12 protein-coding genes are annotated in these 18,244 nt (G+C 63.5%); 6 read left to right on the top strand and 6 right to left on the bottom strand.

The annotated features are described in order from the left end of the window. Window positions 1-3: 3 nt before the first annotated feature. The 3 genes from OCA5_RS03520 to OCA5_RS03510 all read right to left on the bottom strand — a co-directional run bounded on the left by OCA5_RS03520 (window position 4) and on the right by OCA5_RS03510 (window position 4,450). Window positions 4-1,866, bottom strand: coding sequence for an extracellular solute-binding protein (locus OCA5_RS03520; RefSeq protein ID WP_013912845.1), 1,863 nt, complete (start codon window positions 1,864-1,866; stop codon window positions 4-6). Further along, window positions 1,863-3,740, bottom strand: a complete 1,878-nt coding sequence (locus OCA5_RS03515) for an extracellular solute-binding protein (protein ID WP_012564560.1) — start codon at window positions 3,738-3,740, stop codon at window positions 1,863-1,865. Before OCA5_RS03515 ends, OCA5_RS03520 begins: the two co-directional genes overlap by 4 nt. Before the next feature lie 197 nt (window positions 3,741-3,937). After that, entirely contained in the window at window positions 3,938-4,450 is a 513-nt protein-coding gene (locus OCA5_RS03510) for a c-type cytochrome (protein ID WP_012564562.1), read from the bottom strand. Window positions 4,451-4,671: 221 nt separating this feature from the next. On the opposite strand from OCA5_RS03510, the gene OCA5_RS03505 reads away from it, so the two are divergent. Both OCA5_RS03505 and OCA5_RS03500 read left to right on the top strand, forming a co-directional pair. Next, the gene (locus tag OCA5_RS03505) at window positions 4,672-5,415 is read left to right on the top strand and encodes a 3-deoxy-manno-octulosonate cytidylyltransferase (RefSeq protein ID WP_012564563.1); all 744 of its coding nucleotides are present in this window, start codon (window positions 4,672-4,674) and stop codon (window positions 5,413-5,415) included. A gap of 8 nt (window positions 5,416-5,423) precedes the next feature. Continuing rightward, window positions 5,424-6,290 carry a prephenate dehydratase gene (locus OCA5_RS03500; protein ID WP_013912844.1) on the top strand — a complete coding sequence of 289 codons (867 nt, stop codon included), beginning with the start codon at window positions 5,424-5,426 and terminating at the stop codon, window positions 6,288-6,290. Between the two features lie 173 nt (window positions 6,291-6,463). On the opposite strand, the gene OCA5_RS03495 is transcribed toward OCA5_RS03500, so the two are convergent. After that, complete coding sequence (locus OCA5_RS03495; RefSeq protein ID WP_012564565.1) at window positions 6,464-7,480, bottom strand: LLM class flavin-dependent oxidoreductase; 1,017 nt, start codon at window positions 7,478-7,480, stop codon at window positions 6,464-6,466. A gap of 375 nt (window positions 7,481-7,855) precedes the next feature. Here OCA5_RS03495 and metF point away from each other — a divergent pair, with 375 nt between their 5' ends. The 3 genes from metF (at window position 7,856) to OCA5_RS03480 (ending at window position 13,647) form a co-directional block, all read left to right on the top strand. Next, complete coding sequence (gene metF / locus OCA5_RS03490; protein ID WP_012564566.1) at window positions 7,856-8,761, top strand: methylenetetrahydrofolate reductase [NAD(P)H]; 906 nt, start codon at window positions 7,856-7,858, stop codon at window positions 8,759-8,761. 174 nt (window positions 8,762-8,935) lie between these two features. Then, the gene (metH, locus tag OCA5_RS03485) at window positions 8,936-12,796 is read left to right on the top strand and encodes a methionine synthase (protein WP_012564567.1); all 3,861 of its coding nucleotides are present in this window, start codon (window positions 8,936-8,938) and stop codon (window positions 12,794-12,796) included. A 239-nt stretch (window positions 12,797-13,035) separates the two neighbouring features. Further along, window positions 13,036-13,647, top strand: a complete 612-nt coding sequence (locus OCA5_RS03480; protein ID WP_012564568.1) for a hypothetical protein — start codon at window positions 13,036-13,038, stop codon at window positions 13,645-13,647. Between the two features lie 64 nt (window positions 13,648-13,711). Here OCA5_RS03480 and glpK read toward each other — a convergent pair whose 3' ends face one another. Beyond that, complete coding sequence (glpK, locus tag OCA5_RS03475; protein WP_012564569.1) at window positions 13,712-15,208, bottom strand: glycerol kinase GlpK; 1,497 nt, start codon at window positions 15,206-15,208, stop codon at window positions 13,712-13,714. A 112-nt stretch (window positions 15,209-15,320) separates the two neighbouring features. Then, window positions 15,321-16,508 carry an acetyl-CoA C-acyltransferase gene (locus OCA5_RS03470; protein WP_012564570.1) on the bottom strand — a complete coding sequence of 396 codons (1,188 nt, stop codon included), beginning with the start codon at window positions 16,506-16,508 and terminating at the stop codon, window positions 15,321-15,323. A gap of 208 nt (window positions 16,509-16,716) precedes the next feature. Here OCA5_RS03470 and OCA5_RS03465 point away from each other — a divergent pair, with 208 nt between their 5' ends. Next, window positions 16,717-17,997, top strand: a complete 1,281-nt coding sequence (locus OCA5_RS03465; RefSeq protein ID WP_013912843.1) for a glycerate kinase type-2 family protein — start codon at window positions 16,717-16,719, stop codon at window positions 17,995-17,997. Window positions 17,998-18,244: the final 247 nt, after the last annotated feature.

Genomic DNA, 18,244 nt, shown 5'->3' with positions numbered 1-18,244 from the left:
CGGCTATCTCGTCTGCTCGGGCTTCGCCGCCTTGGCGGCGTCATGCCACCACAGGTCCGGCACGCCGACACCGGCATAGCGCGGCAGCTTCGGTGGATGTCCGAATACATCCCAATACGCGATGGGGTGATTGTTGCGATACCATTGCGGCACCCAGTAGCGGCCGGCACGAAAGACGCGATCAAACGCATGGCAGGCAACGCGCAATTCGTCACGACTGTTCGCGGCAATGATCTTCTCGATCAGCGCATCGAGTGCAGGACTCGCGATGCCGGACAGATTGTTCGAACCCTTGATGGCCGCCGCCTGCGAGGAGAAAAAAGTGCGCAGCGCCTCGCCCGGCGTCGAGGCCATGGAGAAACGCTCGATCGTCACATCGAAATCGAAATCGTCACGGCGTGCGCGATACTGCACCGGATCGACGACGCGCAGGCTCGCGTCGATACCAAGCACACCGAGGTTCTTGATGTAAGGCGCGTGATGCGGCTGGAACGAGGGCTCATCAAGCAGGAATTCCAGCGTGAAGCGCCGCCCCGATGACGAGACGCGCTTGCCGTCCTTGATCGTCCAACCCGCCTGCTGCAGAAGCTGCGACGCCTTGCGTAGCAGCGCGCGATCCTGCCCGGAGCCGTCAGTGACCGGCGGCACGAACGGCGCGCCGAACACCTCGTCAGGTACCTGCCCGCGGAACGGCTCGAGCAGCTTGAGTTCATCCAGGCTCGGCGCACCGGACGCCATCAGATCGGAATTCTGAAATGGTGACACCGTGCGCGCATAGGCGCCGTACATGATGGTCTTGTTGGTCCACTCGAAATCGAAGGCGCAGCCGAGCGCCTCACGCACGCGCGGGTCCTTGAACTGCTCACGCCGCATGTTGAGAAACCAGCCCTGTGCACCCGATGGCGTTTCGTCAGGCAAGGTTTCGCGCTTCACCCGGCCATCCTTTACGGCCGGAAAATCGTAACGCGTCGCCCAGACGCGGGAGGTGAATTCCTCGCGGTAGAGATAATTACGGCCGGTGAAGCCCTCGAAGGCGACGTCGCGGTCACGATAGAATTCGTAGCGGACGGTATCGAAGTTGAACGCACCCTTCGCCACCGGAAGGCCGTATCCCCACCAGTCCTTGACGCGATCGTATTCGATATAGCGACCGACCTCGAACTTGCCGACCTTGTAAGGCCCCGAGCCGAGCGGCGCGTCGAGCGTCGATTCCTCGAAATTATGCTTGGTGTAATAAGCCTGCGAGAAGATCGGCAACGAGGCCACATAGAGCGGCACGTCGCGCGCACGGTTCGGCGCGAACGTCACCGTCAGCGTATCGTCATCCACCGCCTCGGCCTTGATCACATCGCGCATCTGCTGGCGGATGATCGGGTGGCCCTTCTCTTTCAAGGTGTTGAGTGAGAAGGCCACGTCCTTCGCGGCGATCCGCGTGCCGTCATGAAAGCGCGCCTCGCGCCGCATCCGGAAGCGATACGTCAGCCCGTCCGCGGAAATCTGCACGCCACTCGCGGCAAGGCCATACATCGCATCGGGCTCGTCGCCGGAGCGTGTCATCAGCGTGGTGAAGGTCTGCTCCATGCCGATCGCGCCGTCACCCTTGAGGATGAAAGCGTTGAGCGAGTTGAAGGTCTGAAACGACTGGTTGTAGGAGCGGCTCGAAGGCACCGTCGAAAACAACCCGCCCTTCGGCGCATCGGCGTTGACGTAATCGAATTGCGTGAAGTCTTTCGGATATTTCAGGTCGCCGAAGGCCGACATGCCGTGCGCGAATTCACCCTCGGTGGCCGATGCCGGCCTGACGGCAAGAGCGGCTGCGGCAGCGCCGCCAAGCACCAACACATGACGGCGCGAAACCCGCCTCAAGAGCGTCGCCCGGTCTTGCCGGCCTTCTCCGCATCGAACCACCAGATATCGGGGAATGCGGACATGCCGTATTTCGGCATCTCGGCAGGGCGACCGAAACGATCCCAGCGCGCGGTACGCGTCTTGCCATAGGTCCACTGCGGCACCACGAAGTTATGCCACAGCAGCACGCGGTCGAGCGCCTTGGTAGCAGCGACAAGATCCTCGCGATCGGTGGCGAAAATCACGCGCTCGATCAGCTTGTCGATCGCAGCATCCTTGATGCCAATGAGGTTGCGCGAGCCCGGCATATCGGCCGCTTGCGAGCCCCAGAACTCACGCTGCTCGTTGCCCGGCGACAGCGATTCCGGCCAGGAATTCACGACCACATCGAAATCCCAACTGCGCAGTCGGTTCTCGTATTGGGTCGCGTCCACGGTGCGGACGGTGACCGTCATGCCCATGCGCTCCAGCGAGGGCTTGAAGAACAGAAGCACGCGCTCGAAGTTCGGATCGTAGGCGAGAAGCTCGAGCTCGAACGGGGCACCGGTTCGGGAATCGACGAGCTTGCGCTCCTTGATCTCGTAACCCGCCGATTTGAGAAGCCTGAGGCCTTCGCGCAAATTGCTGCGTACGTTCTCGGACGAACCGCCAACCGGGTTGGTGTAGGCCGCGGTGAATACCTCAGGCGGCACTTGGTCGCGGACGGTTTCGAGAATCTTGAGTTCACGCTCTGACGGCAACCCGCTGGAAGCAAGCTCGGTGCCCTCGAAATAACTCGCGATCCGGGTGTACTGGCCGAAGAAAATCTGCCGGTTCATCTCCTCGAAATCGAACGCGTAGTTCATCGCGCGGCGCACGCGCGGGTCCTTGAACTTGTCGCGGCGGATGTTGAAGACAAACGCCTGCATGATGCCCATGGTGCGGTTGGCAAATTCCTCAAGCACCACGCGCTTTTCTTTCACGGCAGGAAAATCGTAAGCCGTCGCCCAGTTCTTGGCGCTGTTCTCGCTGCGCCAATCGATCTGGTCGCCCTTGAAGGCTTCGAGCGCGACGGTCGTGTCACGGAAATATTCGTAGCGCAGTTCGTCGAAATTATCGCGGCCGACATTGACGGCAATCTCGCGCCCCCAATAATCCTTGACGCGTTCGAGAACGATCGAGCGCCCCGGCACAAAGCTCTTGATCTTGTAGGGGCCACTCGCAAGCGGCGGCTCGAGCGTCGTGGCGCCGATGTCACGCACCTTGCCCGAAGCATCCGTGCCTTCCCAGTAATGCTTGGGCAGTACCACCAACTGGCCGACGATCTGCGGCAGCTCGCGGTTGCCGGGCGCATCGAACGTGAACTTTACATCGCGCTCGCCGACCTTCTCGACCGTCGTGACGTGACGGTAATAAGCGGAATAGAACGGGTGATACTTCTTGAACGCGTTAAGCGAGAAGATCACGTCCTCCGGCGTCACCGGCTTGCCATCGTGCCACTTGGCTTCATGACGCAGGCGATACGTCACCGACGAGAAATCGGCCGGGTAGCTGATCGCCTCGGCGAGCAGACCGTATTGCGTCGACACCTCGTCAAGCGCGGAGACCGTCAGCGCCTCGTAGATCTGGTTGATGGAGCCGATCGCACCTTTCACGCCGGCGACGACAATGTTGAAATTGTCGTAGGTGCCGATCGACGTCAGCCGCACGACGCCGCCCTTCGGCGCAGACGGATTGACGTAGTCGAAGTGTGAAAAGTTGGACGGATACTTCACCTCACCGAACAGTGACAGGCCATGCGTCCATGCATCAGCAGGCGCCGGCGCGGCAAAAGCCGGGCGAACGGAATTCAGGAGAGGAAGTGATGCGGCGTAGGCGCCGCTGCGAAGAAGTTGGCGTCGGGAAATCGGCAACCGTCAAAATCCTGTGGTTGTGAAATAACGCACTGCCGCAGAGCGCGACCGCTTCACCGTCCGTGGTCATTATGTCGGTTTTTGGATGTGATTCCAGTCCGTTCAAACGCAAAATCCGCGCGAGGTTGTCGCGCGGATTCTTAAAAATCGTTCAGATCGGAAAGCGCATCCCGAAAACCGGGCGCGCGGGTGCGGCCTTACTTCAGGGTCTTCATATAGGCAATCAGGTCGGCGCGCTCGCTGTCCTTGCTGATGCCGGCAAAACCCATCGCGGTGCCCGGGACGAAACCCTTCGGGCTCTTGATGAACTGGTTGAGGTCCTCGATGGTCCAGCTTCCGCCCTTCGCCTTCATGGCAGCGGAGAAGTTGAAGCCGCGGCCCTCGCCCTTCGGCTCATCGATGACGCCAAAGAGGTTCGGGCCGACCTTGTTCGGGCCGCCCTTGTCGAAGGTGTGGCAGGCTGCGCACTTCTTGGAAGCCGCCTGGCCCTTCTCGACCGACGCGTTCGCGAGCAGCTGCTCGATCGGCACCTCAGCCGCCTTGGTCGCCTCGGCGCCACCGCTTGCATCTTCCTTCACGGCAATTTCAAAGCCCGGCTTTTCCGGCTTCTGCGGTGCGAAGATCGCCTGTGCGGCAAAGTTCGTGACCAGCAGAACAAGGCAAGTGCCGAGAATCGCACCCATGATCTTGTTGAGTTCGAAAGAGTCCATTTCAGATCAGGCTCCGGGCCGGAAAATTGACCTGATGCCTTGCGTTTTCGGCGGAAAAACAGACCAAAACATCAGTGCAGGGTCAGCAAAGCACCCCCCGAGGGGGCTGCGCCGAGGGAATAACGGTTTGCCCGGCTTCTGGCAACCCGTATAAGTGTCCCGCTCTCGCAAATATCCCGCATTTGCGTGCATTTCCCGCCCCGCAGCCCGGCGCCTCGTCCATGACCGAACACGACACCCTGGTCCTGATTCCCGCCCGCATGGCGGCGTCGCGGCTGCCGGGAAAGCCGCTTCTGGACATTGCCGGCCTGCCGATGATCGCGCAGGTTCTGCGGAGGGCGCGGGAAGCCCGGCTCGGCCGCGTCGCGGTCGCAACCGACTCGGCCGAAATCGCCGCAGCGGTCGCCGCCGAGGGTGGCGAGGCGGTGATGACCAGCGCCGATCACCCCTCCGGCTCCGACCGGATCTTCGAGGCACTGGAAAAGCTCGACGGCGAGGGCCGGATCAAGACCGTCATCAACGTCCAGGGTGACCTGCCGACGATCGCGCCCGCCGATATCCGCGCGGTGCTGCAGCCCTTCGCGGAGCCCACTGTCGATATCGCGACCCTTGCCGCGCAAATCCGCGTCGCCGCCGAGCACGACAACCCGAACGTGGTGAAAGTCGTGGGCTCGCCGCTGTCGCAGGATACGCTGCGCGCGCTTTATTTCACCCGCTGCACCGCGCCATTCGGCGAAGGGCCGCGCTATCACCACATCGGACTTTATGCCTACCGCCGCACGGCGCTGGCACGTTTCGTCGCACTGCCGCCCTCCTCGCTCGAGCGGCGCGAGAAACTTGAACAACTGCGCGCATTGGAGGCAGGCATGAGGATCGACGTGCGGATCGTCGATTCGGTGCCGCTTGGCGTCGACACCCCCGACGATCTCGAAGCCGCACGCCGGATACTGGCAAAACAGGCATGACGACAAGCATGACGACAAAACCGCTCACCATCGCCTTCCAGGGCGAGCCCGGCGCGAACTCCCATATCGCCATCGACGAGGCTTACCCCGGCGCCAAGGCGCTGCCCTGCGCAACCTTCGAGGATGCACTTGCGGCGATCTCCTCGGGCGAGGCCGATCTCGGCATGATCCCGATCGAGAATTCGGTCGCGGGGCGCGTCGCCGATATCCATCATCTGCTGCCGAAATCAAACCTGTTCATCATCGCGGAATGGTTCCTGCCGATCCATCACCAGTTGATGGCGCCGCGCGGCGCGACGCTGCAGAGCATCAAGACGGTCGAAAGCCACATTCACGCGCTTGGCCAGTGCCGCAACATCATCCGCAAGCTCGGGCTGCGTTCGATCGTGAGTCCGGACACCGCAGGCTCGGCGCGGACGATCAGTGAGACCAACGACATCACCCGCGCGGCACTTGCGCCGAAGATCGCGGCCGGCATCTACAACCTCGACATTCTCGCCGAGGACGTGGAGGACGAAAACCACAACACCACGCGTTTCGTCGTGCTGGCACGCGAGCCAAAATGGGCAACGCACGGTGCCGGCCCCACGGTGACGTCGTTCGTCTTCCGCGTGCGCAACCTGCCGGCCGCGCTCTACAAGGCGCTCGGCGGCTTCGCCACCAACGGCGTCAACATGACGAAGCTCGAAAGCTACATGGTGAACGGCAGCTTCTCCGCGACGCAGTTCTTTGCAGATGTCGACGGCCACCCGGACGACCAGGCGCTCGCCTACGCGCTGGAAGAGCTGAAATTCTTCTCGGCGGAATTGCGCATCGTCGGTGTCTACCCGGCGCATCCGTTTCGCGTCGCGATGAACAGCACGAGCGAGAGTTGAAGCTACGCCTTACAGACGATGCGTCATGGCCGGGCTTGTCCCGGGCGCGATGCAGCGTGTAACGCTGCTTCGCAGAACCGGGACCATCGCACATTCGAAGTCCGGAACGGCCCCGGATCAGCGGAGCGACATTCCATGTCGCACCGCGTCCGGGGCACGTTTATCCGCTCTATTCACGTCGCCTTCTGCTTAATCCCGAGCGCCTCGGCCAGCAGCGCATAGGATCGCTTGCGCGCGGCGTGATCGTAGATCGCGCTCGTCACCATCAGTTCATCCGCCTTGCTTGCCTCGATCAGCGGCATCAGCCGAGGCACGATCGTCGCCGGGCTGCCGATGAATAATTTCGAGCGATTGCGCGCGATGATCGCGCGGTCGGCGTCCGAATACGGATAGGCCTTCGCCTCCGCGACACTCGGGATCGGCAGATAATTCCCGCGCTCGCGCTGCAGGCGATTGAGGTCCATCGACAGCACCAATTCCTCCGCCTCGTCATCGGTCGGTGCAACGACGGCAGCGACTGCAAGAATGGCGTGCGGGGCGGGCCGCCAGCGCGAGGGATGAAAGTGTGCGCGATAATGCGTCAGCGCCGCCACCGCATCGAACGATGCAAAGTGGTGGGCAAACGCAAAGCCCATACCGACCTGTGCGGCCAGTTGCGCGCTGTAATCGCTGGAGCCGAGCAGCCAGAGCGGCGGCAACGGCGTATCGTCGGGCATCGCGACTACTTTGTTGAAGGGATGGTCCGGTGGGAAGTCCCGCGTCTCCCACAGCATCAGCTCCTGCAGTCGCTCCAGAAAATCGTCGCCCGGGCGCGCTTCGAGCCGATTACGCAGCGCATAAGCGGTGACGCCGTCGGTGCCGGGCGCGCGGCCAAGGCCAAGATCGATGCGGCCGGGAAACAGCGCCTCCAACATCTTGAAGCGTTCAGCCACAACCAGCGGCGCATGGTTGGGCAGCATCACGCCGCCGGAGCCGACGTGAATGCGTGAGGTTGCCGCTGCGATCTGCCCAATCATGATGTCGGGCGCCGGGCTTGCGACCGAAGCGAGCCCGTGATGCTCGGCGAGCCAATAGCGCGTGTAGCCAAGCCGGTCCGCGTCCTGCGCTAAATCGATGCTGTTACGCAGCGCTTGCGCGGGTTTGGTGCCGGTGGTGACGACGGAAAGATCGAGGACGGAGAGGGGCAACATGGCCCTTCAGGTAATGGCTGCGGCGTTTTGCTCAAGCCGCCAATGGGCAAAATCGGCCGTGAACGCGCTCGGGTAGGACAGGCCTGTTTTGGGTGGGCAGACGATCGAGCCTGCCGAAGGGTGCGCGGCTGGCGCCATATCCCATAGATACTATATTTATTCAGCATCATCCCTCAATCCGGCCAAACCATACCTTGCCCACCCTCTGCGTATATTCTCATTTTTTGGATATCTTGAATATTGTTATGGGCAATTTCCCACGGCAATAACGCCCCTGTTGGGCTGTTGGACCGGACGGCTTTGGCCTATTTTGAGGGCGCACGACAGGCTTCGACTAATGCGGCAGAATCGTGTTTTTCCGAATTTAGAGGCGTCATGAGCGACACCAACTCCCCTGCCCCTTCGCAGGCTCACCGGCCGTCGATCTCCTTCGAGTTCTTCCCGCCGAAGACCGAGGAGATGGAGCAGAATCTGTGGGGCGTCATCAATCGCCTCGCGCCGCTCGCGCCGGACTTCGTCTCGGTGACCTATGGCGCCGGCGGCTCGACCCGCGAACGCACTCATTCGACCATCAAGCGCATTCTTGATGAGACCCGTCTCGTCCCGGCCGCGCATCTCACGTGCGTCGATGCCACCCGCGCCGATGTCGACGAGGTGGTGGACCGCTATCACGAGATCGGCGTGCGTCATATCGTGGCGCTGCGCGGCGATCCGTCGGGCGGCATCGGCACGAGCTATCAGGCGCACCCGCAGGGTTACCAAAGCTCCGCCGATCTTGTGTCCGCGATCCGCAGCCGTCACCCTGAGATGGAAGTCACGGTGTCGGCCTATCCGGAGAAGCATCCCGAGAGTGCGAGCCTCGATGCCGACATCGACGCCTTGAAGGCCAAGGTCGATGCCGGTGCGACGCGCGCCATCACCCAGTTCTTCTTCGACAACGATCTCTACTTCCGCTACCTCGACCGCGTCCGCGCGGCGGGGATCGCCATTCCGATCGTGCCCGGTATTCTGCCGGTGCAGAATTTCAAGCTGGCGAAGAACTTCGCCACGCGCGCCGGCGCCACCGTGCCGGACTGGCTGGCCGAGAAGTTCGAGGGGCTCGACGACGATGCCGACACCCGTCGTCTCGTTGCCGCGACCGTCGCCGCCGGGCAGGTGCAGAAACTCGCCAAGCACGGCGTCGAGCATTTCCACTTCTACACCATGAACCGCGCCGATCTCGTCTTCGCCATCAGCCACATTCTGGGCATCCGCCCGAACGGCACGCAGAAGGCGGCGTGACCTTGTTGTTGAGCCGAGCAACTTCTTCGCCCTCTCTCCTTGAGGACGAAGGACGCATAAATTCATTTGTCATGGCCGGGCTTGTCCCGGCCATCCACGCCTTATCGCAGCGTGGATAGCAAGAAAGACGTGGATGCCCGGCACAAGGCCGGGCATGACGTTGGGAGATACGTTGTGACCGAGAGTTCGAGTTCCACCGCTCAAAAATTCCGCGCACTCGCCCGCGAGCGCATTCTGGTGCTCGACGGTGCGATGGGCACCATGATCCAGCGGCTCGAACTCGACGAGGCGGCGTTCCGCGGCGAGCGGTTCAAGGATTTTCACCGCGACGTGCGCGGCAACAACGACCTGTTGATCCTGACCCAGCCGCAGGCGATCGAGGACATTCACTACGAATATCTGAAAGCCGGCGCCGACATCGTCGAGACCAACACGTTCTCCTCGACCTCGATCGCGCAGGCCGACTACGATATGTCGGACCTCGCCTATGAGCTGAACCGTGAGGGTGCGCGGCTCGCGCGCAACGCGGCCAACCGGGCCGAGGCCGAGGACGGCAAGCCGCGTTTCGTCGCCGGCGCACTCGGCCCGACCAACCGTACCGCCTCGATCTCGCCGGACGTCGCCAATCCCGGCTATCGCGCCGTGACCTTCAATAATCTGCGCGCCGCCTATGGCGAACAGATCAACGGCCTGCTCGACGGCGGCGCCGACATTCTTCTCGTCGAAACCATTTTCGACACGCTGAACGCCAAGGCGGCGCTCTACGCGATTTCGGAAATTTGCGAAGAGCGCGGCATCGATGTGCCGGTGATGATCTCCGGCACCATTACCGACAAATCCGGGCGCCTGCTCTCAGGCCAATTGCCCGAGGCGTTCTGGTATTCGGTCCAGCACGCGCAGCCGCTCACCATCGGTTTCAACTGTGCGCTCGGCGCCGAAGACCTGCGCGCGCACATCGCCGACCTCGGCCGCATCGCCGACACGCTGGTCTGCGCTTACCCGAACGCGGGCCTGCCCAACGAGTTCGGTCAGTATGACGAGACGCCGGAATTCATGGCGAAGCTCGTCGGCGAGTTCGCCCGCGACGGCCTCGTCAACGTGGTCGGCGGCTGCTGCGGCACCACCCCCGATCACATCAGGGCCATCGCGCAGGCCGTCGCGCCGCACAAGCGGCGCGTGGTGCCGACGATCGAGCCGCGGCTGCGGCTCTCGGGCCTCGAGCCGTTCGTGCTGACGAGCGATATTCCGTTCGTCAACGTCGGCGAGCGCACCAACGTCACCGGCTCCGCGCGCTTCCGCAAGCTCATCAAGGAAGGCGACTACACCGCCGCGCTTCAGGTCGCGCGCGATCAGGTCGCCAACGGCGCACAGGTGATCGACGTCAACATGGACGAGGGCCTCTTGGACTCCAAGCAGGCGATGATCGACTTCCTGAACCTCGTCGCCTCCGAGCCCGATATCGCCCGCGTGCCGGTGATGGTCGACTCCTCGAAGTTCGAGGTGATCGAGGCCGGGCTGCAGTGCATTCAGGGCAAGCCGATCGTCAACTCGATCTCGATGAAGGAAGGCGAGGAGAAATTCCTCGCCGAGGCCGCCATCGCGCGCCGCCACGGCGCGGCTGTGGTGGTGATGGCGTTCGACGAAGTCGGGCAGGCCGACACGTTCGCGCGCAAGACCGAGATCTGCAAGCGCGCCTATGAGTTGCTGACAACAAAGCTCAACTTCCCGCCGCAAGACATCATCTTCGATCCGAACATTTTCGCCATCGCCACCGGCCTCGAAGAACATAACAATTACGGCGTCGATTTCATCGAGGCGACGCGCTGGATCCGCAAGAACCTGCCGCACGTCCATATCTCCGGCGGCGTCTCGAACCTGTCGTTCTCGTTCCGCGGCAACGAGCCGGTACGCGAGGCGATGCATTCGGTGTTCCTCTATCATGCCATCAAGGCCGGCATGGACATGGGCATCGTCAATGCCGGGCAGATGGTGATCTACGACGACATCGATCCCGAGCTGCGTCAGGTCTGCGAGGACGTCATCCTCAACCGCGATCCCGGCGCATCCGAGCGGCTGCTGCAGCTTGCGGAAAAATTCCGCGGCCAGGGCAAGCAGGCAAAAGAGCAGGACCTGAGCTGGCGCGAATGGTCGGTCGAGAAGCGGCTCTCCCACGCGCTCGTCAACGGCATCACCGAATATATCGAGGTCGATACCGAGGAAGCCCGCCAGACCGTCGACCGCCCGCTCGCGGTGATCGAAGGCCCGCTGATGGCGGGCATGAACGTGGTCGGCGACCTGTTCGGCTCCGGCAAGATGTTTCTGCCGCAGGTGGTGAAGTCCGCTCGCGTGATGAAGCAGGCCGTCGCCTATCTGATGCCATTCATGGAGGAGGAGAAGGAGCGCAACAAGGCTGCGGGCCTGAGCGCAGGCGCGCGCGCCTCCGCCGGCAAGATCGTGATGGCGACGGTGAAGGGCGACGTCCACGACATCGGCAAGAACATCGTCGGCATCGTGCTCCAGTGCAACAATTTCGAAGTGGTCGATCTCGGCGTCATGGTGCCGGCGGCGAAAATTCTCGAAACCGCGAAGGCCGAGAACGCCGACATGGTCGGCCTCTCCGGCCTGATCACGCCCTCGCTCGACGAGATGGTGTTCGTCGCCTCCGAGATGGAGCGGCAGGGCTTTGATCTTCCGCTACTGATCGGCGGCGCCACCACGAGCCGCGTCCACACTGCGGTGAAGATCGACCCGCGTTATCGCCGCGGCCCGGTCGTGCATGTCAACGACGCAAGCCGCGCGGTCGGCGTCGCCTCGACGCTGCTGTCGGCCGAGAAGCGCGAGGAATATATCTCCGAGGTGCGCGCCGATTACGCCAGGATCGCGGACGCGCATTTCCGCGCGCAGCAGAACAAGAAGCGCCTGACGCTGGAGGCCGCCCGCACCAATCGCCTCAAGGTCGACTGGAAGACAATCAAGCCGGTCAAGCCGTCGTTTCTGGGCCTGAAGACATTCACCGATTATCCGCTCGCGGAGCTTGCCGAATGCATCGACTGGACGCCGTTCTTCCAGGCGTGGGAGCTGGCAGGCCGCTTCCCCGGAATCCTGAAGGACCCGAATGTCGGCGAGGTCGCGCAGTCGCTCTATAACGACGCGCGCAAGATGTTGGACACCATCATCAAGGAGAAGTGGTTCACGGCCAACGCCACCATCGGTTTCTGGCCCGCGAACGCCGAGGGTGACGACGTCACGCTCTATAGCGACGAGGCGCGCACCAAGCCGCTTGCGACGCTGCACACGCTGCGCCAGCAGCTCGAGCGCCGCGCCGGGGTGCCGAACCTCGCGCTGGCCGATTTCATCGCGCCGAAGGACAGCGGCGTCGCCGATTATATCGGCGCGTTCGTCGTCACCGCCGGGATCGGCGAGGAAGCGATCACCATGCGCTTCAAGAAGGCGAACGATGATTATTCCTCGATCATCGTCAAAGCGCTGGCCGACCGTCTCGCCGAAGCCTTCGCCGAGCGCATGCACCAGCGCGTGCGCATGGAGTTCTGGGGCTACGCGCCCGACGAGGCGTTGTCGAACGACGACCTCATTCTCGAGAAGTATCGCGGCATCCGCCCGGCGCCGGGTTATCCCGCGCAGCCCGATCACAACGAGAAGACCACGCTGTTCAGGCTGCTCGATGCCGAGCGCAACGCAGGCGTGACGCTGACCGAGAGCCTTGCGATGTGGCCGGGCTCGTCGGTGTCCGGCGTCTATTACAGCCATCCCGACAGCGCCTATTTCGGCGTCGGCAAGATCGAGCGCGATCAGGTCGAGGATTATGCCGAGCGCACCGGCATGAGCATCGCGGAGACCGAACGCTCGCTCGCCTCGGTGCTGAACTATATTCCCGCCAGCGAGCCGCAGCCGCCGGCCGCCGCCGAGGATGACGACGTCACGAGCCTGCCGCCCGCGCAGCACCCGCCGGGCTGCGGCTGCGCCATCCATATGCGGATGCGGATGAAGTCGGGCGGCGGCGTGCAGCCGAACTAACAGCTTCGCTGTTCGCAGAACGCTTTCTCAAAAACCTATCGGCAGGCCGGGCGGAACTTGCATTCCGCCCGGCCTTTCTCATTCATGCTCGTTTCATTCACGTCTGTGTGACGCGTGATCGCGGCGGAACTGTATCTCCCGCGGCGTGTTCTGCCCGCATCACGTCGAAGATCCGACGTCCTCGTGCCACGCCGGAACTTCCCTGCACTCACCCCGCAACAGACGAAAGGAGATCCCCCGTGATCAAAGCAACTTTTCTGGCATCCGCCGCTGCAGCCCTCGCGCTCGCAGCGACGCCGGCGCTTGCAAAGGACAACACCCGCGCACACGCGCCCACCGCCAAATCGCAGAAACTGCGCCACAGCAGCGCGCATCACGCCACGCCGCATCACCGCATGAAGCGGCATGAGCGCGTGTCGCGGATGGATCGCGGCAGCGACTGGGATCGCGGCAACTGGAATCGCCGCAGCGGCTTCTGGCCCGCCGACACCGCGGCCGGCATCGCCGGTGGCGCGGTCAACACCGCGGGCGCGATCGCAACCGGCGCCATCGGCACGGCCGGAGCGATTGCCTCGGCGCCGTTCCGCGGCCCTTACTACGACAACGACTATTACGTCGACCAGCGGCCTTACGGCATGGCCTACACCCCCGAGCCTTATGCGTCGCCGCGCTACCGCTACGGCAACACCTACGCCTCCGTGGATGACGACTTCGGCGGCTATGTCGGCGGCAGCTATGACTACAGCGGCACCGTGATTCCGGGCTCGCCGGATTACGCCGCCCGCAACGGCTTCTCGTGCCGTCCGGGCTCGCTGATCAAGATGAACGGCCAGACCACGGTCTGTCAGTAACGGCGGATTGTGGTTGCTCGCGGCGGGATGGCGGCTGCGTATCGCTGCCATCCCACCGTGACGCCTAATCTTCGCTCGCGAGCAGACCTTTCACCGCACGCGTCCAGCCTGTAAGCTTTCGCGCGCGCGTTTCCTCATCCATCTCCGGCGTGAAGCGGCGGTCGAGCTGCCAGCGCGCGGCGAACTCCGCGGGCGGCGGACAAATGCCGGAGGCAAGACCCGCAAGATAGGCCGCACCGAGCGCTGTCGTCTCCGGGATCACCGGCCGATCCACCGTGACGTTGAGAATGTCGGCGAGCCGCTGCATGGTCCAATCCGACACCGCCATGCCGCCATCGACACGCAGCGCCGCGTTCTGCGTCACCCCATCCGGCCAATCGGCGCGCATCGCGGTCCACAGATCATGCGTCTGATAACAGACACTCTCGAGCGCGGCTTGCGCGAACTCCGCCGGGCCGGTGTTGCGCGTGAGGCCGAACAGCGCGCCGCGCACGCGCGGATTCCAGTACGGCGCACCGAGGCCGACGAAAGCGGGCACGAGATAGACCGCCTGCGTCGCATCAGCCAAGGGCGCGAGATCGTCACTGTCATGCGCGGTCTTGATGAGATGCAGCCCATCACGCAGCCATTGCACCGCCGAGCCGGCAACGAAGATCGAGCCTTCGAGCGCATAGGTGCGCACGCCATTCAACTGATAGGCAATCGTCGTGAGCAGCTTGTTCTTTGACGCGACGGCTGTGGCGCCGGTGTTGAGCAGCGCGAAGCAACCGGTGCCGTAAGTCGATTTCATCATGCCGGGTGCGAAGCACGCCTGCCCGACCGTCGCCGCCTGCTGATCGCCCGCGATGCCGCGAACGGCAATTGGTCCGCCGAGCAGATCGGGCAGCGTGGTGCCGAACTCCGCCGCGCAATCGCGCACCCGCGGCAGCATCGCGCGCGGCACCCGCAACAGCCGCAGCAGGTCGTCGTCCCATGCGCCGGCGTAAATGTCGAACAACAGCGTGCGCGAGGCATTGGTGGCGTCGGTCGCATGCACCGCACCGCCGGTGAGCCGCCACAACAGATAGCAATCGACGGTGCCGAACAGCAGTTCGCCACGCTCCGCCCGCGCACGCGCGCCGGGGACGGCATCGAGAATCCACGCGATCTTGGTGCCCGAAAAATACGGATCGGCGATCAGTCCCGTGCGCGTGGCAATCAGCGGCTCGTGGCCGTCAGCCTGCAATCGCGCGCAGACATCCGCGGTGCGGCGATCCTGCCAGACGATGGCGCGATGGATCGCCTTCCCGCTCGCGCGCTCCCACACCACCGTGGTCTCGCGCTGGTTGCTGATGCCGATGGCGGCAATCTCGCGCGCGGTGACGCCACCCTTCTCCATCGCCGCGCGACAGGTCGCGAGCGTCGTCGCCCAGATATCCTCCGGATCGTGCTCGACCCAGCCCGAGGCCGGAAAATGCTGCGGCACTTCCTGCTGCGCCTGCGCCGCAACCGACAGGTCCTCACGAAACAGCATCGCACGCGAGGACGTGGTGCCTTGATCGATCGCGAGGAGATACGTCATCGCGTGCCCGCCTGGAGCATGATCCCGAAAAGTGGAAACCGGTTTTCGGAAAAGATCATGCGCAACAAAAAAATAAACAGTAGAGTCTGATTCAACGCAGTTGAATCAGACTCTACTGCACGATCTCGAACAGACCGGCCGAGCCCATGCCGCCGCCGACGCACATCGTCACCACTGCGTATTTCGCCTTGCGCCGCCGCCCTTCGATCAGCACATGGCCCGCAAGCCGCGCGCCGGTCATGCCATAGGGGTGGCCGACGCCGATGGCGCCGCCGTTGACGTTGAGCTTCTCGGGATCGAGCCCGAACTTGTCGCGGCAATAGACGACCTGCACCGCGAATGCCTCGTTCAATTCCCACAGATCGATATCATCCACGCTCAGGCCGTGACGCTTGAGAAGCCGCGGCACCGCGAACACCGGGCCGATGCCCATCTCGTCCGGCTCGCAGCCGACCGACACCATGCCACGGAAGATACCGAGCGGCTTCAGGTTGCGCTGCGCGGCCGTCTTGTCGCTCATCACCACCACGGCGCTCGCGCCATCGGAGAGCTGACTCGCATTGCCGGCGGTGATGGTGAAGCCTTCGCCCTTCACCGGCTTCAGCGCGGCCAGGCCCTCCGCCGTTGTATCGGGTCGCGGGCCTTCATCCTGCGAAAGCGTCACGTCCTTGAACGACACCTCGCCGCTTGCCTTGTCGAGCACGCCCATTGTCGTTGAAATTGGCGCGATCTCATCCTTGAACCGGCCCGCCTGCTGCGCGGCGGCGATGCGGCGCTGGCTTTCCAGCGCGTACTCATCCTGCCGCTCGCGCGAAATGCCGTAGCGCTTCGCCACCACCTCGGCGGTGTCGAGCATCGACATGTAAATATCGGGCTTGATCTCCTGCAGCGCCGGATCGACCGCATGAAACATGTTCATCTTGTCGTTCTGAACGAGGCTGATCGATTCGCCGCCGCCCGCCACCGCGATCCCGACGCCATCGAACAGCACCGAGCGCGCCGCATTCGCAATCGCCTGTAGACCCGATGCACACTGACGGTCCACCGTGGTGCCGGCGACCGTGACGGGCAGACCCGCACGCAGCAGTGCCTTGCGTGCGATGTTGGCAAAGGTCGCCCCTTGCTGCAGCGCGGCACCCATCACCACGTCCTCCACCTCGGCAGGGTCGAGCTGCGCCCGCTCCACCGCGGCTTTGATCGCATGTGCGAACAGCGTCGCGCCTTCAGTGGCATTCAGTGCACCACGATAGGCCTTGCCGATCGGCGTGCGGGCTGTGGAAACGATGACGGCATCGGACATAGATAATTTCCCGTAAAGGCGCCCTCCCGGCACATTGCAAGGGAGGCTCGGTCGCTCCGTTTACAAATGTTGCATCTTGGCTCGATGAAAGCCATCACCGCCCGCCGAAGCGATAACTCCTCTTGCATTCCCTCTAGGCCAAAGGTTGTAATCCGCCGCCATTTTCCTTATCCACGCATGCGCTGTTCGGAATTCGTAAGGGCCCTTGATGAGCAACCACCGCACCCTGCTTCGTGCCATTTTTGATGCTGCCGTTGCGGCGGCCCATCCGGACAAAATGCTGGGCCGCCATCTGCCCGGCCCGCCGCGCGGGCGCGTGTTCGTGGTGGCCGCAGGCAAGGCCGCCGCTGCCATGGCCGCCGCCGCCGAGCGGCACTACATGGACGAAGCCGGACTTAGCCTCGACCGCATTTCCGGCGTTGCCACCACCCGCCACGGCCACGCCGTGCCGACCCGCCGGATCGAGGTGATCGAGGCCGGCCACCCGGTGCCGGACGAGGCGAGCGTTCGCGGCGCGGAGAAGGCGCTGGCGCTGGCGTCCGAAGCCGGTGCCGACGACCTTGTGCTCGCGCTGATCTCCGGAGGCGGCTCGGCCAACTGGATCGCCCCGGTCGAGGGCGTCAGCTACGCGCAGAAGCAGCAGGTCAACAAAAGCCTGCTGCGCTCCGGCGCGCCGATCTCCGAAATGAACACCGTGCGCAAGCATCTGTCGCGCATCAAGGGCGGGCGTCTCGCGCGCGCCGCCTATCCCGCGCAGCTCGTGACGCTTGCGATCTCCGACGTGCCGCGCGACGACCCCGCGGTGATCGCCTCCGGCCCGACCGTGCCCGATCCCTCGACGCTGGCCGATGCGCGCGAGATCGTCGAGCGATACAAACTTCAGGTCGATGACGCGGTGCGCGCCGCCCTTTCCAATCCCGAGAATGAAAGCGCCAAGCCGCAGGACAAGGCGTTCGAGCGCGCGCGTTTCGACATCGTCGCCAAGCCACGCGATTCGCTGCAGGCCGCGGTGCGTGTCGCCGCGCAGGCGGGCTATGAGGTGATCGATCTCGGCGCCGATCTTGAAGGCGAAGCGCGCGCGGTCGCGACCCAGCACGCGCGCCTTGCGCTCGATGCCCGCGCCAAGGGCAGGCGCGTCGCCATCATGTCGGGTGGCGAGCTCACGGTGATTGTGCGCGGCAACGGCCGCGGCGGACCCAATCAGGAATACGTTCTCGCGGCGGCCGCGGCGCTTGCGGACACCAAGGGCATCTCGATTCTCGCCGCCGACACCGATGGCGCCGATGGCGGCGGCGGCTCGCCGACCGACCCGGCCGGCGCACTCGCCGACGAGACGACATTTGCGAAGATGCGGGAGTTGAAGCTCGACCCGGTCGCCTATCTCGACAACAACGATGCGACGACGTTCTTCGAGCAGACCGGCGATTTGATCCTCACCGGCCCGACGCTGACCAACGTCAACGACGTCCGGGTGATTCTGGTCGATTGAGGTAGTTCACAGTTTGGCGGAATTGATATCTCGTTCCCGTCACTGCTGTGGATGCTCACTCATTCGCTCATCGATTTAAAGATGTTACGTTAGGACGAACAACGACCGCGGTGTGCTCCCTCTCCCCGTTGGTTCTCGGGAGCGCAGTTGCTACGGATGGAAGTTGTTGTCAGAGAGTTGATATGGCCTTGATATAGCTTGCATCATTGACGACAGGCGGTCACGTTCGAACATACCATAACACGTG

This window comes from Afipia carboxidovorans OM5, from assembly GCF_000218565.1.
Lineage (GTDB): Bacteria > Pseudomonadota > Alphaproteobacteria > Rhizobiales > Xanthobacteraceae > Afipia > Afipia carboxidovorans.
This window is presented reverse-complemented; position numbering and strand designations above follow the sequence as displayed.